Here is a 22,468-nt window from a genome sequence, read left to right as displayed (position 1 = left end):
TGGCCCCATGTCAGATGCCTCCACCGCCGTCCGCCCATCGCTGCGCGATCCGCGCAACTGGCCGATGTTCGCCGCCATGTTCGGCGCCTTCGCCATCGCTCGCCTGCCGTGGATGCTGCAGCGCGCGCTGGGCCGGGGCGTCGGCTGGATCACCTGGCGCCTGCTCGGCAGCCGCCGCCGCGCCGCCGAAGTCAACCTGCAGCTGTGCTTCCCCGAGAAGGACGAAGCCTGGCGCCAGCGCCTGGTGCGCGACAGTTTCGATGCGCTGGGCGTGGGCGTGTTCGAGTGCATCCGCGCCTGGTGGGGCAGCATCGACCGCATCCGCCCGCAGGTACGGATCGAAGGCCTGGAACATCTGCGGCAGATGGAGGCTGAAGGCCGCGGCGTGCTGCTGGTCTCCGGCCACTTCATGACCCTGGAAATGTGCGGACGCCTGCTGTGCGACTACGTCGACCTGTCCGGCATGTACCGCAAGCACAAGAACCCGGTGTACGAGTGGGCGGTGAAGTTCGGCCGCCTGCGCTATGCCAAGGCGATGTTCGCCAACGAGGACATCCGCGCGACCGTGCGCCACCTGAAGAAGGGCGGCTTCCTCTGGTACGCGCCGGACCAGGACATGCGTGGCAAGGACACCGTGTTCGTGCCGTTCTTCGGCCACACCGCTTCGACCATCACCGCCACCCACCAGCTGGCAAGGATGACCGGTTGTGCAGTGATCCCGTACTTCCACCGCCGCGAAGGCGGGAAGTACGTGCTGAAGATCGGCGCACCGCTGGAGAATTTCCCCAGCGAGGACGTGGAAGCCGATACCACGCGGGTCAACCAGGCCATCGAAGAGATGGTGCGCGAAGCCCCCGACCAGTACCTGTGGATCCACCGCCGCTTCAAGCGCCAGCCCGGCGGCCGGAGTGATTTCTACAAATAGCCGGATGCGGTGGAAGGGCCGGCGTCCTCGCGGTAGTCGCCAACCTTGGTTGGCGCTGGATTGAACCGAGGCCGGTCCCGGGGAGCCCACCAAGGTTGGCGACTACTGCATCGGCGGAGATTCGTCCGATTCGCGGGCCAGCAGACTGCCGGCGAACAGGGCCGCCAGCAGCACGGTCAGGCCGCCCCAGAACGCAGAATAGAACGCCAGGTGCGTATTGAGCGGGAACACGGTAACCGCCAGCGCCAGCATCGCCGGGCGGGCGCGGTCACGCGCCGCCGGCGGTGCATAGCGCCAGGCCCGCCAGGCCTGCGCCACCGCCGCCAGCCACAGCAGCAGGCCCAGCACGCCGGTCTCGGCCAGGATTTCCAGCACGATCTGGTGGGCGTGCAATGCCGGTTGATTGCCCCACACGGCGGGGCCCTCGTCTGACACGCAGGCCGGATACGCATCGCGGAAGCCGCGCGCACCGACACCGTTGACCGGATGTTCCTCGATCATGCACACCGCCGCCGTCCAGATGCGCGCGCGCCCCGAAAGCGCCTCGTCAACGCCCTGCCCGTCTTCGTTCCATGCCTGTGCCGTGCGCGCAACACGCTCGCGCAGCTGCGGCACGCCCGCTGTCAGTGCGGCCGTACCCAGCGCTGCCACAAGGGCCAGCAGCAGCAGCCGCTTCCAGCCGAACTGGCGCAGGCCGCTGTAGGCCAGCACCAGCACAAAGGTGATCCACGAGGCGCGCGAACCGGCCAGCAGCAGCACGCATCCCAGTGCGGCGGCGGCCAGCAACCACCCCGCACTGCCGAAACGCCGCGCCATCGGCAGCAGCAGGAAGGGTGACAGGCTGGCCAGCACCTGGCCGAATTTCAGGTTGCAGGGCCCGAGCGCGCCACTGAGGCGGTCGGCCAGTGCGGCTTCGTCGGCCGGGCACAGCGCGTGGCCACTTACGGCCAGCTTCAGGTGATCCAGCGACCAGAACCATGGGCTGGTGCCGGCCAGCGCCTGTACCAACGCGTCCAGCGTCCACGCGCCGGTGATCAGCGCCAGGCCACCGAAGGTCAGCCGCCGCCGTTCCGGCGTGGCTACCGCGATCGCCACCAGCCACATGAAGGGCAGGTAGCGAAGTCCGGCGGCAGCCTTGGTCCACGAGGCCGCCGGATCGATCGCATCGATGGCCGAGAACGCCTGTGGCAGCCAGTAGCCGAGGAACAGGATCGAGGTCAGGGCCCACGCCGCCGTGCTCAACAGGTGCGGGCGGCGCTGCAGCCGGCGCATGACCATGCGCACGGCAGCATAGAGCGCGCCAAGGCCGAGCACGGTTTCGGCGATGCCTGGCAACGGCCACATCGCCACGTACGCCAGCACCCACCAGGGTGCCCAGCGCCCAGCGCGGTCGTCGCGCACGATGGCAGCGGGGTCAGCCGGCGAGATCGGCATAGAGGCGGAGGGTATCGCGCTGCATGGCCTGCAGGGTAAACGGGATACGGGTCGGCAAGGATGGCGGCTGCGCCAGCAGGGCCAGCGCACGTTCACCCAGCGCGCGCGCGTCGCCGAGCGGCACCGCGCCGCCGGGCTGCAGCTGCTGCAGCAGTTCGCCGACGCCACCGTGGTCCCAGCCCAGCACCGGGCGGCCGACCGACAGCGCCTCGACCACGGTGCGGCCAAAGGCTTCCGGCTTGTCCGACAGCTGCAGCACCAGATCGCTGGCGGCGTAGGCCAGGGCGATGCGTGCGGTAGGCGTGCTGATCTGTACGGCCTCGGCCACGCCCAGTGCCGCAGCCTGGCGGCGCAGATCGGCCACGTAGGCCTCGCGCCCGGGTTCCTCGGTACCCAGCATCCACAGCTGCGCAGGCACGCCGGCGGCACGCACGTCGGCCAGCAGCTGCAGCGCGTGGGCGTGGCCCTTCAGCCGGGTACCGCGCCCGGGCAACAGCAGCAGCGGGCCATCAACCTGCGCCAGCCAGGGATAATCGGCGGCCAGGGCCAGCCGCGGGCGACGGTCGGCACGTGCTACGCGTGGGAACTGGCCGACATCGACACCGCGGGGAATGACCTGCAGTTTTTCTTCCGGCACCGTCGGGTAGTGGCGTTGCACGAAGGCGCGCACGGTATTGGACACGCAGATCACGCGTTCGCCACTGGTCATCACCGCACTGTAGCGGCTGGGCGAATTCAACCCGTGCACGGTGGTCACCCAGTGCGGGCGCTGTGCGGCGGGCATGGCGCGGATCGCGTACAGGCCCAGCCAGGCCGGCAGCCGCGAACGGGCGTGCACGATGTCCGCACCGACCTCGGCAAACAGGCGGCGCAGGGTCGGCAGATGGCGCAGGGTCAGCAGCGACTTGCGGCCGATGTCCAGGGTGAGGTGCTCGGCACCGCTGTCCAGCAGCGGCTGCACCAGGCGGCCACCGGCGGACACCACCAGTGCACGGTGGCCGGCCGCGACCAGGGCAGCAGCGATTTCCAGGGTCGAGCGCTCGACACCGCCGGAGTGCAGCGCCGGCAGCAACTGCACCACGGTCAATCGGCGCATCGAAGGGGCCGCCGTTTAGTCGGCCAGCACGAACACGGAACCGCAGTACGGGCACTGCGCTTCACCGTTGGGCTCGTCTTCGATCGGCAGGTACACGCGCGGATGCGAGTTCCACAGCGCCATTTCCGGGGTCGGGCAGCTCAACGGCAGATCGCTGCGGTGCACGGTGTAGCGCTTCTCGGCGTTGGCGGGCGCGGTGGCGGTATGGCTCATGGCGGATGTCGGTGAACGGGTTGCGAGGCCTGTGATTCTAGCATCTGGGCCGCACCGACATTGCGCCACGACGGGCCTTTGCGCGCTCCCGCCGATGCCTCGCATCTCCCCGCCGCACGCCGGGCGGCGGCGGCGCCGGGGATTTCGCGGTCGTTCCGGCAGGTTCGCTCGCCAGAATCGACTCCAGCGATATTTCCCGCATTTGGATCGAACTAAATGGCACTTGCCAGCGCGCGACGGCTGTTGCAGGATCGGGCCAGGTCGCACCCCGACCCACCCAATCCAACCCGATCGCATGGCCCGCCCCCACCGGACCGGCATCGCCTCTTCCACTGCCAGCCTGGCGGGCGGAGCGATGCTGTCCGTGGTGTCCGCCGATGCGGGTTCTGCCCGCCGCCAGCCCTTCCGGGAGACCCTTGCATGACCCTGTCCGATCCGCGCCGCGCCCTGCTTCCACTCGCCCTGGCCCTGGCCTGTGCGACCACTGCGATGCCGGTGCTGGCACAGGGGCTGCAGACCTCGTTCGAGCCCGGCGAACCTGCCCCGACGCAGGCCGCGGGTGCACTTCAGGTCACGATCGGCAACGGCCCTGCGGCGCCTTACGCCGCCAAGCGCAACGCCGGCTACAGCGGCCTGCATGCACTGCGCTACAGCAGCGAAGGCGGCAGCGCGCGGCGCGAACTGTTCAAGGCCGACCTGCCCATCGAGGCTGATACCACGCTGTCGTGGCTGGTGCTGCCGGAGATCGTCGGCAAGGACACCGTCGCTTCGACCTATGTCTCGCTGGACCTGCTGCTGGACGATGGCAGCCGCGTGTCGGCCGGTGCGGCGCGCGACCAGCATGGGGTGGCGATCGGCGCACGCGCGCAGGGCGAATCGAAGACGCTGTACCCGCAACAGTGGGCGCGCAAGGCAGTGCGGCTGGGCGACGTACCCACGCTGAAGGGCCGCCGCGTGGTGGCGATCGAGCTGGAGGTGGCCAGTGCCGAGGGCGCGCCGGTCTCTGGCTGGATCGATGACGTGCGCCTGGACGCACAGCCGCGGCAGCGGCCACAGCGCGTCTCCGACTGGGTGCTGACCACCCGCGGCACCCAGGCCAATGGCACCTTCTCGCGCGGCAACAATTTCCCGGCCACGGCGGTGCCGCACGGCTTCAACTTCTGGACCCCGGTGACCGATGCCGGCGCACTGAACTGGCTGTACCGCTGGAACGAACAGAACGACGCACAGAACCGCCCGCAGCTGCAGGCGCTTGCGCTGAGCCACCAGCCCAGCCCGTGGATGGGTGACCGCCAGACCTTCCAGGTGATGCCCTCGGCCAGCCGTGGCGTGCCGGAGGCCGACCGCCGCAAGCGCGCGCTGTCGTTCGATCGCCGCCATGAAAGCGCGCGCCCCTACCGCTACGACGTGCGCTTCGACAACGGCATCGCTGCCGCCATCGCGCCGACCGATCATGCCGCGTTGTTCCGCTTCGACTTCCCCGAAGGCGGTGACGCCAACCTGCTGTTCGACAACGTCGATGCACGTGGTGGCCTGACTCTGGATGCCGCCACACAGACGCTGTCGGGCTACACCGATACGCGCAGCGGCCTCTCCAACGGCGCCAGCCGCATGTACGTGGTGGCCAGCTTCGACAAGCCCTGGCGCAGCAGCGGCCGCCTCGACACCGGGCGCCCGACCGGCTACATCAAGTTCGATGCCGGCAGCGAGCGGCGGGTGACGATGCGCATCGCCACCTCGCTGATCTCGGTGGAGCAGGCGCGGCACAACCTCGCACTGGAAATCGCCGCCGCCGATACGCTGGAGAGCGTGGCCGGCCGCGCACAGGACGCGTGGGACGCGCGCCTGGCCCGCTTCGACATCGGCGATGCCAGCGACGACCAGAAGACCACGCTGTACTCCAGCCTGTACCGGCTGTACCTGTACCCGAATTCCGGCCACGAGAACGTGGGCAGCGCCGCCGCACCGGAGTGGCGCTACGCCAACCAGGCCAGCGCCAGCGATGACAACACCGAAGGCAGCGCGACCCGCAGTTACGCCGGCGTGCGCGATGGCAAGGTGTTCGTCAACAACGGCTTCTGGGACACCTTCCGCACCACCTGGCCGGCCTATGCACTGTTCACGCCCGACGATGCCGGCCAGCTAGTGCAGGGCTTCATCGAGCAGTACCGCGCCGGCGGCTGGATCGCACGCTGGTCGTCGCCGGGCTATGCGGACCTGATGGTCGGTACCAGCTCGGACGTGGCCTTCGCCGATGCGTGGCTGAAGGGCATCGGCGGTTTCGATCCGGCCGAGGCCTACGCCGCCGCGCTGAAGAACGCGACCGTGGTCCCGCCCGACCGCCATGTCGGCCGCAAGGGCATGGACCGTTCGACCTTCCGTGGCTACGCCAGCGCGGACGTGCATGAAGGCATGTCGTGGACGATGGAAGGCGCACTCAATGATTTCGGCATCGCCAACATGGCCGACGCGCTGGCCAAGCGTGCGACCACGCCGGCCGCACGCGAGCGCTACAGCACCGAGGCCGACTACTTCCGCTATCGCGCCGCCAGCTACACGACGATGTTCGATCCGGCCGCCGGCTTCTTCCAGGGCCGCACTGCCGATGGCCAGTGGCGCGTGGACGCGAAGGACTACGACCCGCGCGTGTGGGGCCACGACTACACCGAGTCCAATGGCTGGACCTTCGCCTTCACCGCTGCCCACGATGGCGAAGGCCTGGCCGCGCTGTACGGTGGCCGCGACAAGCTGGCGGCGAAACTGGATGCCTTCTTCGCCACGCCGGAAACCGCAGACCCGGCACTGGCCGGTTCCTACGGCGGCACCATCCACGAGATGACCGAGGCGCGCGATGTGCGCATGGGCATGTACGCGCACAGCAACCAGCCGGCGCACCACATCCCGTGGATGTACCTGTACGCCGGGCAGCCGTGGAAGACCCAGCAGCACGTGCGCGAGATCCTGTCGCGGCTGTACGTCGGCAGCGAGATCGGCCAGGGCTATCCGGGCGACGAGGACAATGGCGAGACCTCGGCGTGGTACGTGCTGGCCTCGCTGGGCCTGTACCCGCTGCGCATGGGCGCCCCGGAGTATGTGATCGGTTCGCCGGCCTTCCGCCACGCGCGGGTGGAACTGCAGGGCGGCGCGGTGCTGACCGTGAACGCGGCCAACAATTCGCGAGAGAACGTCTACGTGCAGTCGCTGAAGATCAACGGCACGCCCTGGACGAAGACCTGGGTGCCGCACGAGCTGATCGCCAGGGGCGCGACGCTGGACTTCGTGATGGGCCCGCAGCCGTCGCGCTGGGGCAGCGGCGTGGATGACGTGCCGCGCTCGCTGACCGCCCGTGGCCAGCGCCCGCAGCTGCTGCACGACCTGCTCGGCAGCGGCGCGAAGGCAACACTGGCCGATGGCCGCGCCCTGCCGGCGCTGGTCGATGACGATGCGGCCACCACCGTCGGCCTGGGTGGCGGCGCGACCATCGCACTGACCGGCCTGAGCAATGGCACGCCGACGATGTATACGCTGACCAGCGGTGACGGCCGCATCCAGGGCGGCGAATGGACGCTGGAAGCGCGCAATGGCAACGGCCACTGGACCGTGCTCGACCAGCGCAGCGGCGAAGCCTTCGAGTCTGCCCGCCAGACCCGTCCGTTCCGCATCGCCAGACCCGGTCGTTACAGCGAGTACCGGCTGCGCCTGGCCGCGCCGGGCCGGCTGCCGCTGGCGGAGATCGAACTGTTGGCGCCCAGCGCCGTACAATGAGCCCTATGCGCTACCGTCTGTTGCCTCTGGCCCTTGTTGCCCTTTCCTTCTCCAGCTTCGGCCAGACCCAGGCCTTTGATGCGCAGCTGACCCGCGACGGCGTGACGCTGAACTACCAGGACGCCCGTGGCGCCCTGGCCGCGCCGCAGCGCAAGCGGGTGATCGATACGTTCTACTTCGCCTACCTGCGCGAACGTGCGGACTTCCACCCGGCCGCGCCATCGATGGTGCGCATCGTGATCGATCCGGCCTACACCGGGATCGCCTTCGTCGGTGACAAGGACCAGGCGGCAACGATCACCATCAATCCGGGTTGGCTGGCGCAGCACCCCAACGACATCGACCTGGTCACCCATGAGGCCATGCACATCGTGCAGGGCTATCCGGGCCATGGCGACGCACGGGTGCCGGGTTGGCTGGTGGAGGGCATCGCCGACTACGCACGCGACCGCTACGGCATGGACAATGCCGCCGCGGGCTGGTCGCTGCCGGGCAAGGTCGAGAAGGGTCAGAACTTCGACAGCGGCTACCGGGTCACCGGTGCGTTCCTGAAATGGGCCGACGCCGAACACCCGGGCCTGGTGCTGGCACTGGACACGGCCCTGCGCGATGGCCGCTATGCACCGGCGCTGTGGCAGAAGCACACCGGCAAGGCACTGCCCGCACTGTGGGCCCAGTACGCCAAGCCGCGGTCGGATGCACCGCCGCCGGCCCCTGCACGCCGCGGCAAGCGGCGCTGACTGGCTGGTCAACTGGGAATTGGGGCGACTGGGTAGAGTCGACTGTTAGTCGACTGACTTTCGTACAGCCCCCGAAAACCCCGCGCTTCGCGCGATAGTCGACCAACGGTCGACTCTACCTCGCTGCTTTCTACGCCTCAGCGCGACTGCACGAAACCGGCGTACAGCGCGAACAGCTGCTGGAAATATCGCCGCGTGACTCGATTACGCATGACACCCTCGCCCGTGAAAGTTGGTCGGGCCCAGGGTGGGAAGGCCGGTCCGGTACCTTCCCACGGCCGGGCCGCGTGGGCGTATTGGGCCGCAACGGCGTTGCAGGGAAATGACCGGGCGGCGTAGCGCGTGTGGCAGGTTCTGCGGCCGTTGCGGCAAATGAAAACACCGGGCAATGCCCGGTGTTTTCACTTGCGCCGACGTCCAGCCGCGCCAGCGCCATCATTCTCCCGACCAGGAGCCCCTTCTTGTTGAAGGGGCGCGCCGAAGGCGGGGGTAGAGGAAGAATGCGTGGGCAGCGGAAGTGGGAAAGAAGGCTTATGCCTTCTTTTCCGCTTCCAGCTGCTTGCGGATCTGCGCATCGACCGCCGCGATCGCGGTCATGTTCAGGATCCGGCGCGAAGTGGCGCTGGTGGTCAGGATATGCACCGGCTTGTTCACGCCCATCAGGATCGGGCCGATCGCCACGCCATCGGTGAACACGCGCACCAGGTTGTAGGCGATGTTGGCCGCTTCCAGGTTCGGCAGCACGAACAGGTTGGCGCGGCCCTGCAGGGTCGAGCCCGGCAGCAGCTTCTGGCGCAGCGCTTCATCCCATGCGGTGTCGCCTTGCATTTCGCCGTCCACGTTCAGGCGCGGGTTGCGCTTGAGCAGCAGCTCGCGCACCTGGCGCATCTTCAGCGCGTCCTTCGAATCGTGGCTGCCGAAGTTGGAGTGCGACAGCAGCGCGACCTTCGGCTCGATGCCGAACAACTTCATGCGGTAGGCCGCCTGCAGGGTCGCTTCGCACAGCTGCTCGGCGGTCGGGTCTTCCTGCACGTGGGTATCGACGAAGAAGAACACGCCCTGCTGGTTGATCACGCCGGTCATCGCCGAGGTCGAGGTGACCTTCGGCTCCAGCGGCAGCACGCTGCGCACGTAGCCCAGCTTCTTGTGGAAGCGGCCGACGATGCCGGTCAGCATCGCATCGGCTTCGCCGCGCGCCACCATCACTGCTGCGATCAGGGTCGGGCGCGAACGCATCAGGTTCTTCGCCGCGGCCACGGTCACGCCACGACGGCCGGTCAGGCCATGGTAGTACTGCCAGTATTCGTTGAAGCGCGGGTCATCGTTGATGTTGGTGACTTCAACGTTCTCGCCGATCTTCAGGCGCAGGCCGAGGCGTTCGATGCGCGACTCGATCACTTCCGGGCGGCCGATCAGGATCGGGTGCGCCAGTCCGTCATCGACCACGTTCTGCACCGCCTGCAGCACCACTTCCTCTTCGCCTTCGGCGTACACCACGCGCTGCTTGTCGCTGCGCGCGCGGTCGTAGACCGGCTTCATCATCAGGCTGGTGCGGTAGACGAACTGGGCCAGCTTGTCGCGGTAGGCGCCCATGTCGTCGATCGGGCGCGAGGCCACGCCCGAATCCATTGCGGCCTGGGCCACGGCGGCCGACAGCTCCACCAGCAGGCGACGGTCGAACGGACGCGGGATCAGGTATTCACGGCCGAAGCTCGGGGTGTCACCGCCATAGGCCGAGCCCATGTCGGTGGCGGCGCGGCGGGCCAGTGCAGCGATGGCACGCACGCAGGCGATCTTCATTTCCTCGTTGATCGCGGTGGCGCCCACGTCCAGCGCACCACGGAACAGGTACGGGAAGCACAGCACATTGTTGACCTGGTTCGGGTAGTCCGAACGGCCGGTGCCGATGATCGCGTCCGGACGGGCGGCGCGCGCCAGTTCCGGCATGATTTCCGGGGTCGGGTTGGCCAGTGCGAAGATCACCGGATCCGGCGCCATGGTCTTGACCATGTCGGCGGTCAGGATGCCCGGCGCCGACAGGCCCAGGAAGATGTCCGCGCCGTCGACGATCTCGGCCAGGGTGCGCTTGTCGGTGTCGCGCGCATAGCGCTGCTTTTCCGGATCCAGGTCGGTACGACCGGTGTGGATCACGCCCTCGCGGTCGAAGGCCAGGATGTTTTCCGGCTTCAGGCCCAGCTGCACCAGCATGTTCACGCAGGAAATGCCGGCCGCGCCCATGCCCGTGGTCGCCAGCTTCACGTCCTCGATCTTCTTGCCGGTGATCGCCATGGCGTTGAGCACCGCCGCGCCGACGATGATCGCCGTGCCGTGCTGGTCGTCATGGAACACCGGGATCTTCATGCGCTCGCGCAGCTTGCGCTCGACCACGAAGCATTCCGGCGCCTTGATGTCTTCCAGGTTGATGCCGCCGAAGGTCGGTTCCAGCGAGGCGATGATGTCGACCAGCTTGTCCGGGTCGGTCTCGTCGACTTCGATGTCGAACACATCGATGCCGGCGAACTTCTGGAACAGCACGCCCTTGCCTTCCATCACCGGCTTGCCGGCCAGCGCGCCGATGTTGCCCAGGCCCAGCACCGCGGTGCCGTTGGAGATCACCGCCACCAGGTTGCCGCGGGCAGTCAGCTCGCTGGCCTGCTGCGGGTCGGCCTTGATCGCTTCACAGGCGTACGCCACGCCCGGCGAATACGCCAGCGACAGGTCGCGCTGGGTCAGCATGGGCTTGGTAGCGGAAACCTTGATCTTTCCCGGCGGGGACATCCGGTGGTAATCGAGGGCGGCCTGTTTGAAATCTTCGTTGGACATCGATGTGGGTTACATGAATGGGCAGAAGGGACAGGGGATGATACCCCCGTTGGAGCGTCTGGACCTGTCGCTATCCTGTCGCAAGCATGCTGCGACCGCACAATTCCGTGCCGTATGCGACGGTACCGGGATGTCAGCTTCGGCGTTGCCCATGACAGCCATGGGACGCCCTGAAACGCCGCGGGGCCGTACCACTGTCGTGACCGGCCCCGCGGTACCACACACCTGGATCAGCCCTTGGCCGGCAGTGCCTCGGGCAGCGCATCGACCGGCGGCGGCAGTTCGCTTTCGCGGCCATCCAGCGCCAGCTTCAGGCGGTTGCGGTCCAGCGCGCCTTCCCAGCGCGAGACCACCACGGTGGCCACGGCATTGCCGATGAAGTTGGTCAGCGAGCGGCATTCGCTCATGAAGCGGTCCACGCCCAGGATCAGCGCCATGCCGGCCACCGGCACTTCCGGCACGACGGCCAGGGTGGCGGCCAGGGTGATGAAGCCCGCGCCGGTGACGCCGGCCGCGCCCTTGGAGCTGAGCATGGCGACCAGCAGCAGGGCGATCTGGTGGCCCAGGGTCAGTTCGGTGTTGGTGGCCTGGGCGATGAACAGCGCCGCCAGGGTCATGTAGATGTTGGTGCCGTCCAGGTTGAACGAGTAGCCGGTCGGGACCACCAGGCCCACCACCGACTTGCTGCAGCCGGCGCGTTCCATCTTCTCCATCAGCGACGGCAGCGCCGACTCCGACGACGAGGTGCCGAGCACCAGCAGCAGTTCGGCCTTCAGGTAGCGCGCCAGCTTGAACACCGAGAAGCCGCACAGGCGGCAGACCACGCCGAGGATCACCGCCACGAACAGGAAGGCGGTGAGGTAGAACGAGCCCACCAGCCAGGCCAGGTTGATCAGCGAGCCGACGCCGTACTTGCCGATGGTGAAGGCGATCGCACCGAAGGCGCCGATCGGGGCGGCCTTCATCAGGATGTGCACCAGCTTGAACACCGGAGCGACCAGCGCCTCCAGGAAGTTCAGCACCGGCTTGCCCTTCTCGCCCACCATCGCCAGCGCGATGCCGAACAGCACGGCCACGAACAGCACCTGCAGGATGTTGCCGTCGACGAACGCGCTGAGCAGCGTCTTCGGGATGATGTCCATCAGGAAGCCGACCAGGGTCAGGTCGTGCGACTTCTCGACGTAGCTGTGCACCGCGGTCTGGTCCAGCTCGGCCGGGTTGATGTTCATGCCGGCGCCGGGCTGCACCACGTGCGCCACGATCATGCCGACGATCAGCGCCAGCGTGGAGAAGAACAGGAAGTACGCCATCGCCTTGGCAAAGACCCGGCCCACCGTACGCAGGTGGGTCATGCTGGCGATGCCGGTGACGATGGTGAGGAAGATCACCGGCGCGATGATCATCTTCACCAGGTTGATGAAGGCATCACCGAGCGGCTTCATCTTCTCGCCGATCAACGGCTCGTAATGGCCGAGGATGGCGCCCAGGACGATCGCCACGATCACCTGGAAGTACAGCTGGCGATAGATCGGCAACGGCTTTGCAGGCACCGGTGCTGCGGTCGGGATGTGCATGGCGGACTCCGGAAGGGGCGTTTTCAGGCACGTACGGCCCCGGAGCTGCACGGGAACCGTTACCGTGGAAACTGATCGCAGGCCCTGTGCAGCACGCACAGGAGGTGCGACCAATGGACGCCTTTGTACGCGCCAGGCACGCCAGCGCAGATAACCTATTGGTACTAGCCTCCCGGTTCAGGTGGCACAGGTGCCTACACTGGCGCCGCACCGCCCGATCCTGGGGAGGCTGGTGGCCCGGGCTGAACGGCTGGGTGAGTCTTTGCGAAAGTTCCGGCCCTTGCGGCCGTTGATGTCCTGTCCACACGCAATCTGAGAGAGCCGCACCCAACATGCGCCCGAATCCCACCTTGCTGGCCCTGTCGCTGGCCGCCCTTCCCGCCTTCGCCTCGGCCGCCGATTTCGACAACTGGCCGACCAAGTACACCTTCGGTGATGGCACCGAGCTGGCGGCCACCGCCAACATCGCCTACGACTACAACGACTTCTCCTCGGCCAGTGGCCTCGAGGACGACGATGCCGTGCGCCGCAAGGAATTCGGCGCGACGCTGAAAAAGAAGGGCGTCTACGATGCGATGGTCTACTACGACTTCCAGGCCGATACCTGGCTGGACGTGTTCGTGCGCTTCGAGAGCAAGGCCTTCTTCGGCCGTGACGTCGGCCGCTTCCGCTTCGGCTACATGAAGACCCCGGTCGGCCTGGATGCGAACACCTCTTCGCGTGCCGGCAGCTTCCTGGAAACCTCGCTGCCGGTGCAGGCCTTCTACGAAGGCCGCCGCACCGGCGTGGAGTGGGTGCTGGAGCGCCCGCAGTACCTGCTGCAGGCCGGGGCCTATGGCGGCAAGGACCTGCAGGGCGACAACCCCGGCACCACCCAGGCGGTGCGTGCGGTGTGGACGCCGGTGAAGGCACCGGGCGATGTGATCCACCTGGGCCTGGCCTACTCGCAGGAAAACCCGCGTGGCTACAGCGATGGCCGCGACGTGCATCACGAGGCCAGCGCCCGCCTGCGCGCGCGCCCGGAAGCCGGCCTGACCGACATCCGCTACGTCGATTCCGGTGCGCTGGTCACCGCCGACCAGATCCGCCGCACCGGCGTGGAAGGCATCTGGATCCGGGGCCCGTTCTCGCTGCAGGCCGAAGCGCTGCGCGCTACGGTCACCCGTCATGACGGCAAGCCCGACTACACCGGCAGTGGCCAGTACGCGATGGCCAGCTGGGTGCTGACCGGCGAATCGCGCCCGTACAACGCCGGCGCGGTGGCCAACATCAAGCCGGCGCACAATTACGGCGCGGTCGAACTGCTGGCCCGATACAGCCGTCTCGACCTGGACGATGGCAGCATCCTCGGCGGCCGCCAGCACGACCTGACGCTGGGCGCGAACTGGTACCTGACCAGCCACTTCAAGTTCCAGGCCAACTACGTGAAGGTCGACGCCAGCCGTCGTGGCGTGCACAGCACGCCGGAGATCTTCGAACTGCGCGCGCAGATGCACTTCTGACCCCTTCCACGTCAGACCCCGGCGGGCGTGCACGCCACGCCCGCCGGCCCTGCGTAGACTGCCGCCATGTACTGGCTCAGCCGCCACCGGATGCTGTTGCTGACCCTGCTGGTGATGGTCGGCGGTACCGTGCTGTGCGCGGTCGCCGCCGGTCATTACGCCTGGCGGCGCGCGCTCGGCGAGGAAAGCAGCCAGGTGCAACGCCAGCTGCAGCTGTATGGCCAGGGCCTGCAACAGCGCATCGACCGCTTCGGCACCTTGCCGCAGGTGCTGGCACTTGACCCGGATCTGCTGCATGCACTGCGCGTGCCGCCCTCGCCCAGCGAACGGCAGCGGCTGAACCTCAAGCTGCAACGCGCCAACGAAGTCACCCGTGCCTCGACCCTGACCCTGGTCGGCCACGACGGTGTGGCGGTGGCGGCCAGCAACTGGGACCAGCCGACCACCAATGTCGGCGAGAACTACAGCTACCGCCCCTACTACCGCCAGGCGCTGGCGCAGGGCCGTGGCCGCTTCTACGGCATCGGCATGACCACCGGCGTGCCCGGCTATTACCTTTCGCAGGCCATCGAAGAAGACGGCAAGCGGCTGGGCGTGGTGGTGATCAAGGTCGAGTTGTCCGCGCTGGAGCAGGAATGGCTGAGCAGCCCGGACGTGGTGCTGGCCAGCGACGACCACGACGTGGTGTTCCTGGCCAACCGGGACAGCTGGCGCTACCGGCTGCTGCGCCCGCTGGGGGCCGATGAGCGCCGCGAGATGCTGGACGCCCGCCAGTACGCCGACCGCGCATTGCAGCCCCTGCGCGCACGCACCGAAGACGTGCTGGCCGATGGCGGCCGCATGGTGCGCCTGCTGGACCCGGCGCTGCCGCAGCCGATGCTGTGGCAGAGCCTGCCGCTGCCCGCCGAAGGCTGGAACCTGCACCTGCTGCACGATGCCGGTGCCGCCACCGGCGCCGGCCGCGCCGCAGCACTCACCGGTGGCGCTGCATGGCTGGCGCTGGGCTTCCTGGTGCTGTTCGTGCAGCAGCGCCGGCGACTGGCCAAGCATCGCCTGCGCAGCCGCCGCGAGCTGGAAACCCTGCTCAAGCAGCATGCACAGGAACTGCGTACCGCGCAGGATGGCCTGCTGCAGGCCGCCACCGATGCCGACAGCGGCCTCAGCCGCAGCCTCGAACACCTGCCGCAGGGCGTGGTGGTGATCGACCGCGAACTGCGCCTGGTCGCGTGGAATTCGCGCTATCTGGAACTGTTCCGCTTCCCGCAGGACCTGGTTCGCGTCGGCCGGCCGATCGAGGAACTGTTCCGCTTCAACGCACGCCGTGGCCTGCTTGGTCCGGGCCCGGTCGATGAAGCCATCGAGCGCCGCCTGAACCACCTGCGCAGCGGCCGCCCGCACATGCGCGAAAGCGAAAAAGACGATGGCACCGTGCTGGAAATCCGCGGCAACCCGCTGCCCGACGGCGGCTTCGTCACCAGCTATGCCGACATCACCAGCTACAAGAACGCCGCGCGCGAACTGCGCTCGCTGGCCGATGCGCTGGAACACCGCATCGCCGAGCGCACCCATGACCTGGAAGAAGCACGCCGCGAAGCCGAGCAGGCCAACCGCTACAAGACGCGATTCGTCGCCTCGGCCGTGCACGACCTGCTGCAGCCGCTCAACGCGGCGCGCATGTTCGTCTCGGTGCTGCGCGGCAAGCTGGGCGACCCGGCGCAGCAGCAGACTGCGGACCACATCGATGCTGCGCTGGCCGCGCAGGATGCGATCCTCAATAGTCTGCTGGATATCGCGCGCCTGGAATCCGGCAGCCTGCCGACCCGAGTGCAGGCGTTCCGGCTCGGGCCTTTGCTGCAGACGCTGGCGCGCGAATTCGGCATCGCCGCACAGTCGCGTGGCCTGGTGGTCGACTGGGTCGATACCGATGCGGTGGTGGTCAGCGATGAAGCCCTGCTGCGCCGAATCCTGCAGAACTTCCTGTCCAACGCGCTGCGCTACAGCGAACGCGGCCGCGTGCTGCTCGGCTGCCGTCGCCGTGAAGGCATGCTGTGGATCGAGGTGCACGACCAGGGCCCCGGCATTCCCGACGCATTGCAGGGCGAGATCTTCGAGGAGTTCCGCCGCCTGCACGACGGCCAGCAGCGCGGCGCCGGCCTTGGCCTGGCCATCGTCGATCGCATCGGCCGCCTGCTTGGGCATCCGATCCGGCTGCGCTCGCAGCTGGGCCAGGGCAGCGTGTTCGCGGTGGGCGTGCCGTTCGGCGAAGCCAGCGCGATTCCCGCTACTGCTCCTGTGCCGGTGCTGGTGCAGGAACCGGCGGCGGACAACCCGCTTCGCGGTCGCCGGGTGTGGGTGATCGACGACGATCCGCACGTGTGCGCGGCCAGCCGCGCGCTGCTGGAGCGCTGGGGCTGCGAGGTGGCGCTGGCCGATGGCCCACAGGCGGCGCTGCAGCTGGCAGCAACAGGCGCAGTACCGGAGCTGGTGCTGCTGGATGTGCGCATGGGCGATCACCATGGGCCGGTGCTGTACGAGACATTGGCCGAATTGTGGCAGGCCCGCCCGCCGGTAGTGCTGGTTACTGCCGAGCGCGATGCGGGATTGCGTGAGATGGCCGCCGAACGCGGCTGGGGGATGATGGCCAAGCCGGTGAAGCCGCCGGCGCTGCGGGCACTGATGAGTCAGTTGCTGATCCGCCATCGTGGGTAGTTTCCAGCCAACGGCGCAGCCCCTCGTGGGTGGTGTCTGGGTGGTCGCGGAAAGCAGAAGCCGCGGGTGGGCCGGTTTCGGTGGCCTGCACCCACGGAGAAGAAAATAAGATCAAAAGCGGGTCGCGCGCTGCGCTTGCTCGTGTAGAGCCGAGCCCATGCTCGGCTTCACGGACCGGCCAGAAAGCAGCCGAGCGTGGGCTCGGCTCTACAAAAGCGGCCTGTCAGGCTGCCTTTGCTTTTGATCTTCTTTTCTCTTCCGTGGGTGGATGCGCACGGAACCTGTCCGTGGCCGGGCAGGTGGGCTGCGCAGGGGCGTGAGCCGCATGGATGCGGCGACCGAGCTTACATGGATGTACTTGCAGCGGCCCCTGTGCAGTCCACCTGCCCGGCCTCACCCATGAACTGCTCTACGTGTCCACCCACGAGGGGCTGCGCCGTTTGCTGGAAACTACAGCCCGATGCCGGCGTCGCCCTCGGGCTCCAGCGCCTTCACCAGCACCGCCGCCTGTGTGCGGCTGTGGCACTCGAGCTTCTTCAGGATGGCGGTGACGTGCACCTTCACCGTGTTCTCGGCCAGCCCCAGGGTGTAGGCGATCTGCTTGTTGAGCAGGCCATCGGCCAGGCAGAGCAGCACGCGGAACTGCTGCGGGGTCAGCTGGGCCAGGCGGCTGGCCAGTAGTGCATCGGCCTCGGAACGCTCGGCGGCCATCGCCGGGAACCACAGGCCGCCATCGAGTACTGCCTGCACGGCCTCGCCGATGGTCTCGGCCGGGGCGGACTTCGGGATGAAACCGGCGGCGCCGAACTGCTGGGCACGGCGGATCACCCGCGGATGGTCGTTGGAGGAAAGGATCACCACCGGGATGTCCGGATGCGAGCCGCGCACGTGCAGCAGCGCGGAAAAACCGTGCGCGCCGGGCATGGTCAGGTCGAGCAGCACCAGGTCCACGTCCGGCTGTGCGTCGAGCGCCTCGGCCAGCGCATCGGCACTGGCCACCTCGCGCACCTGCGCCAGCGGCAGGCTCTGCCGCAAGGACTGCACCACCGCCGAACGCAGCAGCGGGTGGTCGTCGGCGATCAGGATGGTGTATTCGCTCATGCCGCCATTGTACGGGCAGGCCGGAGCCTCAGCGCCCCGCCGGCTCGACGCTGCTGCGCCAGGCATCAAGGAACTGGCGGCGCTTGAGCGCATCCAGGTACACCAGCAGGCCCGGGCCGAGCTGGATCGGACGCCGGCTGCGGCCGGGCGCATCGTCGCCACGTGCGTTGCCGGTCACGATCGGCATCAGCCGCGCCTCGCGCGACAGCACCTGCTGGCCACGGGGCGACAGCAGGTAGTCGAGGAAGCGCCGCGCTTCTTCCGGGTGTGGGCCGGTACGCGGAATCACCGCGGTGCGCAGCACCACCAGCGTGTAGTCCTCAGGCTCGACGATGGCCAGTGGCGCGCCGGCATCGACACGTGCCTGCGCATAGGAACCAAGCACGTTGTAGACCAGCGACAGCTCGCCGCTGGCCACCTTGTCCAACAGCACGCCGGTGCGCTCTTCGCGCACCACGTCGTTGTCGCCGAGCGCCCCCAGCAGCGCGCCGGCGATGCTGCCGCGCTGCGCATCCTGGGTTGCCAGCAGGTAGCCGACACTGCTGCGCTCGATGTCATAGGTGCCGACCCTGCCGCGCAGCGGTGCACCTTCGGCACGCAGCCGGTCCAGCAGCTGGCGGCGCGTGTGCGGCACCTTTGCCGAAGGCATTGCGCGGGTGTTGTAGACCATCACCACCGGCTCGTAGCTGATGCCGAAGGCCTCGTTGCGCCACTGCGCCCAGGCTGGCAGCGCAGCGGTCAGCGCCGAGCGATGTGGCAGCGCGTGGCCATCGTTGACCAGCTTGGTCTGCAGGTCCATGCCGCTGGAGATCAGCAGGTCCGGCGATGCCGGTCCACCGCGGTCGTGCAGGTAACGCGCGTACAGGTCCTGGGTGATGATGTCCTCGTACACCACCTCGGTGCCCGGGTGCAGCCGCTGGTAATCGGCAATCACCACCGCGAACACTTCGATGTCGGTAGTGCCGTGAATGCGCAGCTGCGCGGTGGCCGCCCCCTGTGCGGGAAAACGACGCACATCGCCGGGCGCGGCCAGCACCGGCAGGGCCAGCAGCAGGGCAACGGCCGTGGCAAACAGGCGGATCATGGACTGCTCCGTGGCAGGCGGATGGTAGCGATCAGCCCGCCCTGCGGGCGGTTGCTGAGGTCGATGCGGCCGCCGTGGCTGTCGACCACCCGCTTGACGATGGCCAGGCCCAGCCCGGCACCGCCGGATGGCGCGCCTTCGCCACGCGCGAAGCGCTCGAATACGCGTTCGGCATCGGCAGCCGCGATGCCGGCGCCATGGTCGGCGATGGTCAGCACGGCCTGCCCGCTTTCCACGGTCAGCGCGATCTGCAACGGGCCGTCGCCGCCGTACTTCAACGCGTTGTCGACCAGGTTCTTGATTGCCTCGCGCAGCAGCAGCGCGTCGCCATGCACCTGCACCGGCTCGGCAGTCATCGCCAGTTGCACGCGCGGTGCCGGGCTTGCCTGCGGCAGTGCTTCATGCAACGCCTGGTGCACGGTCTCGGCCAGATCCACCGCCGCAAAGCGCTGCAGGTGCGAACGATGGATCACGCTGGCATCGCTGAGCAGCTGGTTGAGCAGCCGGCTCATATGCGTGGCGTTGCGCTCGATCGCCTGCAGGCTGCGTCGCATGTCCTCCGGATCGTCATCATCCAGCGCCAACTGCGCCTGAGCTCGCAATGCCGCCAGTGGCGTGCGCATCTGGTGTGCGGCCTCGGCCATGAACGCGCGCAGTGTCTCGTTGCTGCTGGACAGGCGTTCCATGAAGCGGTTCAACGCGGCCACCATCTGGTCCATCTCGCGTGGCACGCGGGCATCGAGCGGCTTCAGGTCGGACGGCTCGCGGCGCGACAGCTCGCGCTCCACCCGCACCAGCGGCCGGAACGCACGATGCACGCCGAACGCCACCAGCGCCAGCAGCAGCCCGGACAACACACCGATCGCCAGCAATGCACGATTGACCATGTCCTGCGCAACGGCTTCGCGCGCGCGCCGGGTCTGGCCCACCTGCACCTGCACCTCGCCCTGTGCCGAGGCCGCGGCGAAACTGCGGCCGACCACCACGAAGCGCACGGTTTCGCCGCTGTAGGGGGCGTCGAACAGCTGCGGCTGGGTACCGGGCCTGCGCGGCGGTGTCGGCAGATCACCGTAGCCGGTGATCAGCGTGCCGCGGCTGTCGGCCACCCGGTAGAACACGCGGTCCTCCGGCGCCATCGCCAGCAGGTCCAGCGCCGCATAGGGCAGATCGACCTGCCACTGGCCGTCGACCAGGGCCACCGAATCGGCGATGGACAGCGCCGAGGACACCAGCAGGTGATCGTAGGATCGGTTGGCGGCGCGCTGGCCGTAATCGCGTGCGGCGAACAGCAGGGCCACCGCGAACACCGCCAGCAGCACGCCGAGGTAGAGCAGCAGCGTGCGCCGCAGCGAACCCGGCGCCGCAGTCGCAGCACGCGTGTCAGCCATCGGCGTCGGCATGGGTATCGCTGGCTTCCAGCAGGTAACCGACGCCACGCACCGTGGTGATGCGCAGCGGCGCGCCCGCCAGCTTCTTTCTCAGGCGACCAACGTACAACTCGATGGCATTCGGGCCCGCTTCGTCATCGAAACCAAACAGGCCGTTGCCGATCTCGTCCTTGCCGACCACCTGGCCAAGACGGCCGACCAGGATCTCCAGCAGGCGGTACTCGCGGTTGGGCAGTTCGATCGGCTCCCCGTCGAGGCTGACCCGGTGCGCCGCGTTGTCGAACTGGAAGCCGCCAATCTGCACCACTTCGCTGGCCTGGCCGCGCGCACGCCGCAGCAGCACGCGGCAGCGCGCTTCGAACTCGCGGAAATCAAACGGCTTGCCCAGGTAGTCGTCGGCCCCCACATCCAGCGCCTGCACGCGATCTTCGATGCCGTCACGCGCGGTCAGCATCAGCACCGGCGTGCTGTCACCGCGCTCGCGCATGCCGGCCAGCACGCGCAGGCCATCGAGCTTGGGCAGGCCGATGTCCAGCACCACCAGGTCGAAGCTCTGGTAGCGCAGCACGCTGGCAGCGGCCAGGCCATCGGCCTGCCAGTCCACGGCGTGCCCGCTGCGGCGCATCCGGCGGATGATCGCATCGGCCAGATCCGGATTGTCTTCGACCAGCAGCAGGCGCATGGGCACTCGGGTGGGAGGGGAACCGAATGCTACCGCATGCCGCCGCTGGGCTCGCCGGGCGCGGCACGGCGAGCCCAGCCGCCTGTGCTTTTCGCTGCACCGCACAATCCGTTGACAGGACGATGACAGCTTGCCCGACCCAGACTGCGGCCGCGCACCGTCCGGTGCCCACGATTGCCGCGCGCCTGGCGCGCACCTGGGAGGGTTTGTGGAATTCACGTTTGCCTGGCGGCGTCCTGCCGCCATGATGGCGCTGGCTGTCCTGTCGGTGCCGGCCTTCGCCGCCGAAGACGACCGTCCGGTCACCGCCACCCTGGGGGGCCGCCTGCACCTGGACTTCGCCACCTTCGACAACGACAACCGCGGAACGCCGAACAAGGATGACACCGAGATCCGCCGTGCATGGGTCGATGTGTCCGGCAAGTTCTTCGTGGTCGACTACAAGCTGGAAGCCGACTTCTCCGGCGACCGCGTCGAGGCCAAGGATGTCTACCTGGCCCGCAGCTTCGGCAAGGCGGGCAAGCTGACCGTGGGCCAGTTCAAGCAGTATTTCTCGCTGGATGACCGTACCAGCTCCAACTACGGCAGCTTCCTGGAGCGCGGCAACGCCGGCACCACGCTGGCGCCGCTGTACCGCCTGGGTGCGTCCTGGCAGGCCAACCCGGGCGACTTCACCTGGGCGGCCAGCCTCTACAGCCTGGAGAGCATCGACGCCTGGCAGGTGAAGGGTCGCGCGGCGGGTGGTCGCATCACCTGGGCGCCCTCGCCCAGCGACGGCGACGTGCTGCACCTGGGCCTGTCGCTGGCCCGCGAGGCGTACGACAACCCCGGCGCCAATGGCGTGCCCGGCCTGCGCATCCGTCCGCGCCCGGCCGGCCACCTGTCCGACGAGAGCCGCCTGACCCTGGTCGACTTCTCCGCCGGCCGCGATACCGACGTCAACAAGTGGTCGCTGGAATACGCGCAGGTGCGCGGCCCGCTGTCGTGGCAGGGCGAGTTCAGTGGCGCCACCTTCGATGACGGCGCCCAGCGCGGCGACGTGATGGCCGCCTACGGCATGCTCAGCTGGTTCGTCACCGGCGAAAGCCGCGCCTATGACCGCAAGACCGGACGCTTCGCGCGGGTGAAGGACATCCGCCACAAGGCCGGTGCATTCGAAGTGGCGCTGCGCTACGACCAGATGTGGGGCGCGCAGCACCTTGATGGCGCGCCGGACCTGCGCCGCGGCAGCACCGAAGCCTGGACGCTGGGCGGCAACTGGTACCTGCGCGACAACCTGCGCTTCATGCTCAACGTGATCGAAAGCCGCAACCGCGACCGCCTGGCCGGGGTCACGGTGGACCGCACCCGCGCGATCACCGGCCGCCTGCAGTACGACTTCTAGGCCTGACATTCCGGGCGCGCGGCGCCCGGCCCCTTCCACTCCCCACGT

15 protein-coding genes are annotated in these 22,468 nt (G+C 68.2%); 6 read left to right on the top strand and 9 right to left on the bottom strand.

Annotated elements, in window-relative coordinates:
* The first annotated feature begins 7 nt into the window (after positions 1-7).
* The gene (locus ACUVWL_RS21225) at positions 8-925 is read left to right on the top strand and encodes an LpxL/LpxP family Kdo(2)-lipid IV(A) lauroyl/palmitoleoyl acyltransferase (RefSeq protein WP_014648350.1); all 918 of its coding nucleotides are present in this window, start codon (positions 8-10) and stop codon (positions 923-925) included.
* Between the two features lie 102 nt (positions 926-1,027).
* Here ACUVWL_RS21225 and ACUVWL_RS21220 read toward each other — a convergent pair whose 3' ends face one another.
* From ACUVWL_RS21220 to ACUVWL_RS21210, 3 genes are read right to left on the bottom strand one after another with little or no spacing between them, the layout of a single operon-like run.
* Positions 1,028-2,359, bottom strand: a complete 1,332-nt coding sequence (locus ACUVWL_RS21220) for an O-antigen ligase family protein (protein ID WP_197574644.1) — start codon at positions 2,357-2,359, stop codon at positions 1,028-1,030.
* Positions 2,340-3,455, bottom strand: coding sequence for a glycosyltransferase (locus ACUVWL_RS21215; RefSeq protein WP_014648352.1), 1,116 nt, complete (start codon positions 3,453-3,455; stop codon positions 2,340-2,342). The genes ACUVWL_RS21220 and ACUVWL_RS21215 overlap by 20 nt, the downstream gene beginning before the upstream one ends.
* 15 nt (positions 3,456-3,470) lie before the next feature.
* Complete coding sequence (locus ACUVWL_RS21210; RefSeq protein ID WP_005410967.1) at positions 3,471-3,668, bottom strand: zinc-finger domain-containing protein; 198 nt, start codon at positions 3,666-3,668, stop codon at positions 3,471-3,473.
* A 420-nt stretch (positions 3,669-4,088) separates the two neighbouring features.
* Here ACUVWL_RS21210 and ACUVWL_RS21205 point away from each other — a divergent pair, with 420 nt between their 5' ends.
* Complete coding sequence (locus tag ACUVWL_RS21205; protein ID WP_164111252.1) at positions 4,089-7,433, top strand: GH92 family glycosyl hydrolase; 3,345 nt, start codon at positions 4,089-4,091, stop codon at positions 7,431-7,433.
* On the top strand, positions 7,430-8,173 hold the full coding sequence (locus ACUVWL_RS21200; RefSeq protein ID WP_032959489.1) for a basic secretory protein-like protein: 744 nt from the start codon (positions 7,430-7,432) through the stop codon (positions 8,171-8,173). The genes ACUVWL_RS21205 and ACUVWL_RS21200 overlap by 4 nt, the downstream gene beginning before the upstream one ends.
* A 531-nt stretch (positions 8,174-8,704) precedes the next feature.
* Here ACUVWL_RS21200 and ACUVWL_RS21195 read toward each other — a convergent pair.
* Together ACUVWL_RS21195 and ACUVWL_RS21190 are read right to left on the bottom strand one after the other, a co-directional pair.
* Positions 8,705-10,996 carry an NADP-dependent malic enzyme gene (locus ACUVWL_RS21195; protein ID WP_014648356.1) on the bottom strand — a complete coding sequence of 764 codons (2,292 nt, stop codon included), beginning with the start codon at positions 10,994-10,996 and terminating at the stop codon, positions 8,705-8,707.
* A 230-nt stretch (positions 10,997-11,226) separates the two neighbouring features.
* The gene (locus tag ACUVWL_RS21190; protein WP_014648357.1) at positions 11,227-12,570 is read right to left on the bottom strand and encodes a dicarboxylate/amino acid:cation symporter; all 1,344 of its coding nucleotides are present in this window, start codon (positions 12,568-12,570) and stop codon (positions 11,227-11,229) included.
* A gap of 332 nt (positions 12,571-12,902) precedes the next feature.
* On the opposite strand from ACUVWL_RS21190, the gene ACUVWL_RS21185 reads away from it, so the two are divergent.
* Together ACUVWL_RS21185 and ACUVWL_RS21180 are read left to right on the top strand one after the other, a co-directional pair.
* On the top strand, positions 12,903-14,072 hold the full coding sequence (locus ACUVWL_RS21185) for a porin (RefSeq protein WP_197561210.1): 1,170 nt from the start codon (positions 12,903-12,905) through the stop codon (positions 14,070-14,072).
* Positions 14,073-14,138: 66 nt separating this feature from the next.
* Positions 14,139-16,781, top strand: a complete 2,643-nt coding sequence (locus tag ACUVWL_RS21180; RefSeq protein WP_049408085.1) for a hybrid sensor histidine kinase/response regulator — start codon at positions 14,139-14,141, stop codon at positions 16,779-16,781.
* Positions 16,782-17,231: 450 nt separating this feature from the next.
* Here ACUVWL_RS21180 and ACUVWL_RS21175 read toward each other — a convergent pair whose 3' ends face one another.
* The 4 genes from ACUVWL_RS21175 to ACUVWL_RS21160 are packed head-to-tail and all read right to left on the bottom strand — an operon-like array spanning position 17,232 to position 21,036.
* The gene (locus ACUVWL_RS21175) at positions 17,232-17,882 is read right to left on the bottom strand and encodes a response regulator (protein ID WP_014648360.1); all 651 of its coding nucleotides are present in this window, start codon (positions 17,880-17,882) and stop codon (positions 17,232-17,234) included.
* Positions 17,883-17,910: 28 nt separating this feature from the next.
* The gene (locus ACUVWL_RS21170; protein ID WP_014648361.1) at positions 17,911-18,966 is read right to left on the bottom strand and encodes an ABC transporter substrate-binding protein; all 1,056 of its coding nucleotides are present in this window, start codon (positions 18,964-18,966) and stop codon (positions 17,911-17,913) included.
* Positions 18,963-20,354 (bottom strand): sensor histidine kinase, encoded by a 1,392-nt coding sequence (locus tag ACUVWL_RS21165; RefSeq protein ID WP_014648362.1) that lies wholly within the window; start codon positions 20,352-20,354, stop codon positions 18,963-18,965. Before ACUVWL_RS21165 ends, ACUVWL_RS21170 begins: the two co-directional genes overlap by 4 nt.
* Positions 20,347-21,036 carry a response regulator transcription factor gene (locus tag ACUVWL_RS21160; RefSeq protein ID WP_005419188.1) on the bottom strand — a complete coding sequence of 230 codons (690 nt, stop codon included), beginning with the start codon at positions 21,034-21,036 and terminating at the stop codon, positions 20,347-20,349. Before ACUVWL_RS21160 ends, ACUVWL_RS21165 begins: the two co-directional genes overlap by 8 nt.
* A gap of 244 nt (positions 21,037-21,280) precedes the next feature.
* Here ACUVWL_RS21160 and ACUVWL_RS21155 point away from each other — a divergent pair, with 244 nt between their 5' ends.
* Positions 21,281-22,420, top strand: a complete 1,140-nt coding sequence (locus ACUVWL_RS21155; protein WP_445979179.1) for an OprO/OprP family phosphate-selective porin — start codon at positions 21,281-21,283, stop codon at positions 22,418-22,420.
* The last annotated feature ends 48 nt before the right edge of the window (positions 22,421-22,468 follow it).

It is taken from the genome of Stenotrophomonas muris (assembly GCF_052751275.1).
Note: the sequence above shows the minus strand (reverse complement) of the source record. Positions and strands in the feature narration are given on the sequence as shown.

What these genes read in the sequence shown, in the direction of transcription:
- ACUVWL_RS21225 (WP_014648350.1), top strand. Translation starts at nt 8, where the DNA reads ATGTCAGATGCCTCCACCGCCGTCCGCCCATCGCTGCGCGATCCGCGC.
- ACUVWL_RS21220 (WP_197574644.1), bottom strand. Translation starts at nt 2,359, where the DNA reads ATGCCGATCTCGCCGGCTGACCCCGCTGCCATCGTGCGCGACGACCGC.
- ACUVWL_RS21215 (WP_014648352.1), bottom strand. Translation starts at nt 3,455, where the DNA reads ATGCGCCGATTGACCGTGGTGCAGTTGCTGCCGGCGCTGCACTCCGGC.
- ACUVWL_RS21210 (WP_005410967.1), bottom strand. Translation starts at nt 3,668, where the DNA reads ATGAGCCATACCGCCACCGCGCCCGCCAACGCCGAGAAGCGCTACACC.
- ACUVWL_RS21205 (WP_164111252.1), top strand. Translation starts at nt 4,089, where the DNA reads ATGACCCTGTCCGATCCGCGCCGCGCCCTGCTTCCACTCGCCCTGGCC.
- ACUVWL_RS21200 (WP_032959489.1), top strand. Translation starts at nt 7,430, where the DNA reads ATGAGCCCTATGCGCTACCGTCTGTTGCCTCTGGCCCTTGTTGCCCTT.
- ACUVWL_RS21195 (WP_014648356.1), bottom strand. Translation starts at nt 10,996, where the DNA reads ATGTCCAACGAAGATTTCAAACAGGCCGCCCTCGATTACCACCGGATG.
- ACUVWL_RS21190 (WP_014648357.1), bottom strand. Translation starts at nt 12,570, where the DNA reads ATGCACATCCCGACCGCAGCACCGGTGCCTGCAAAGCCGTTGCCGATC.
- ACUVWL_RS21185 (WP_197561210.1), top strand. Translation starts at nt 12,903, where the DNA reads ATGCGCCCGAATCCCACCTTGCTGGCCCTGTCGCTGGCCGCCCTTCCC.
- ACUVWL_RS21180 (WP_049408085.1), top strand. Translation starts at nt 14,139, where the DNA reads ATGTACTGGCTCAGCCGCCACCGGATGCTGTTGCTGACCCTGCTGGTG.
- ACUVWL_RS21175 (WP_014648360.1), bottom strand. Translation starts at nt 17,882, where the DNA reads ATGAGCGAATACACCATCCTGATCGCCGACGACCACCCGCTGCTGCGT.
- ACUVWL_RS21170 (WP_014648361.1), bottom strand. Translation starts at nt 18,966, where the DNA reads ATGATCCGCCTGTTTGCCACGGCCGTTGCCCTGCTGCTGGCCCTGCCG.
- ACUVWL_RS21165 (WP_014648362.1), bottom strand. Translation starts at nt 20,354, where the DNA reads ATGGCTGACACGCGTGCTGCGACTGCGGCGCCGGGTTCGCTGCGGCGC.
- ACUVWL_RS21160 (WP_005419188.1), bottom strand. Translation starts at nt 21,036, where the DNA reads ATGCGCCTGCTGCTGGTCGAAGACAATCCGGATCTGGCCGATGCGATC.
- ACUVWL_RS21155 (WP_445979179.1), top strand. Translation starts at nt 21,281, where the DNA reads ATGATGGCGCTGGCTGTCCTGTCGGTGCCGGCCTTCGCCGCCGAAGAC.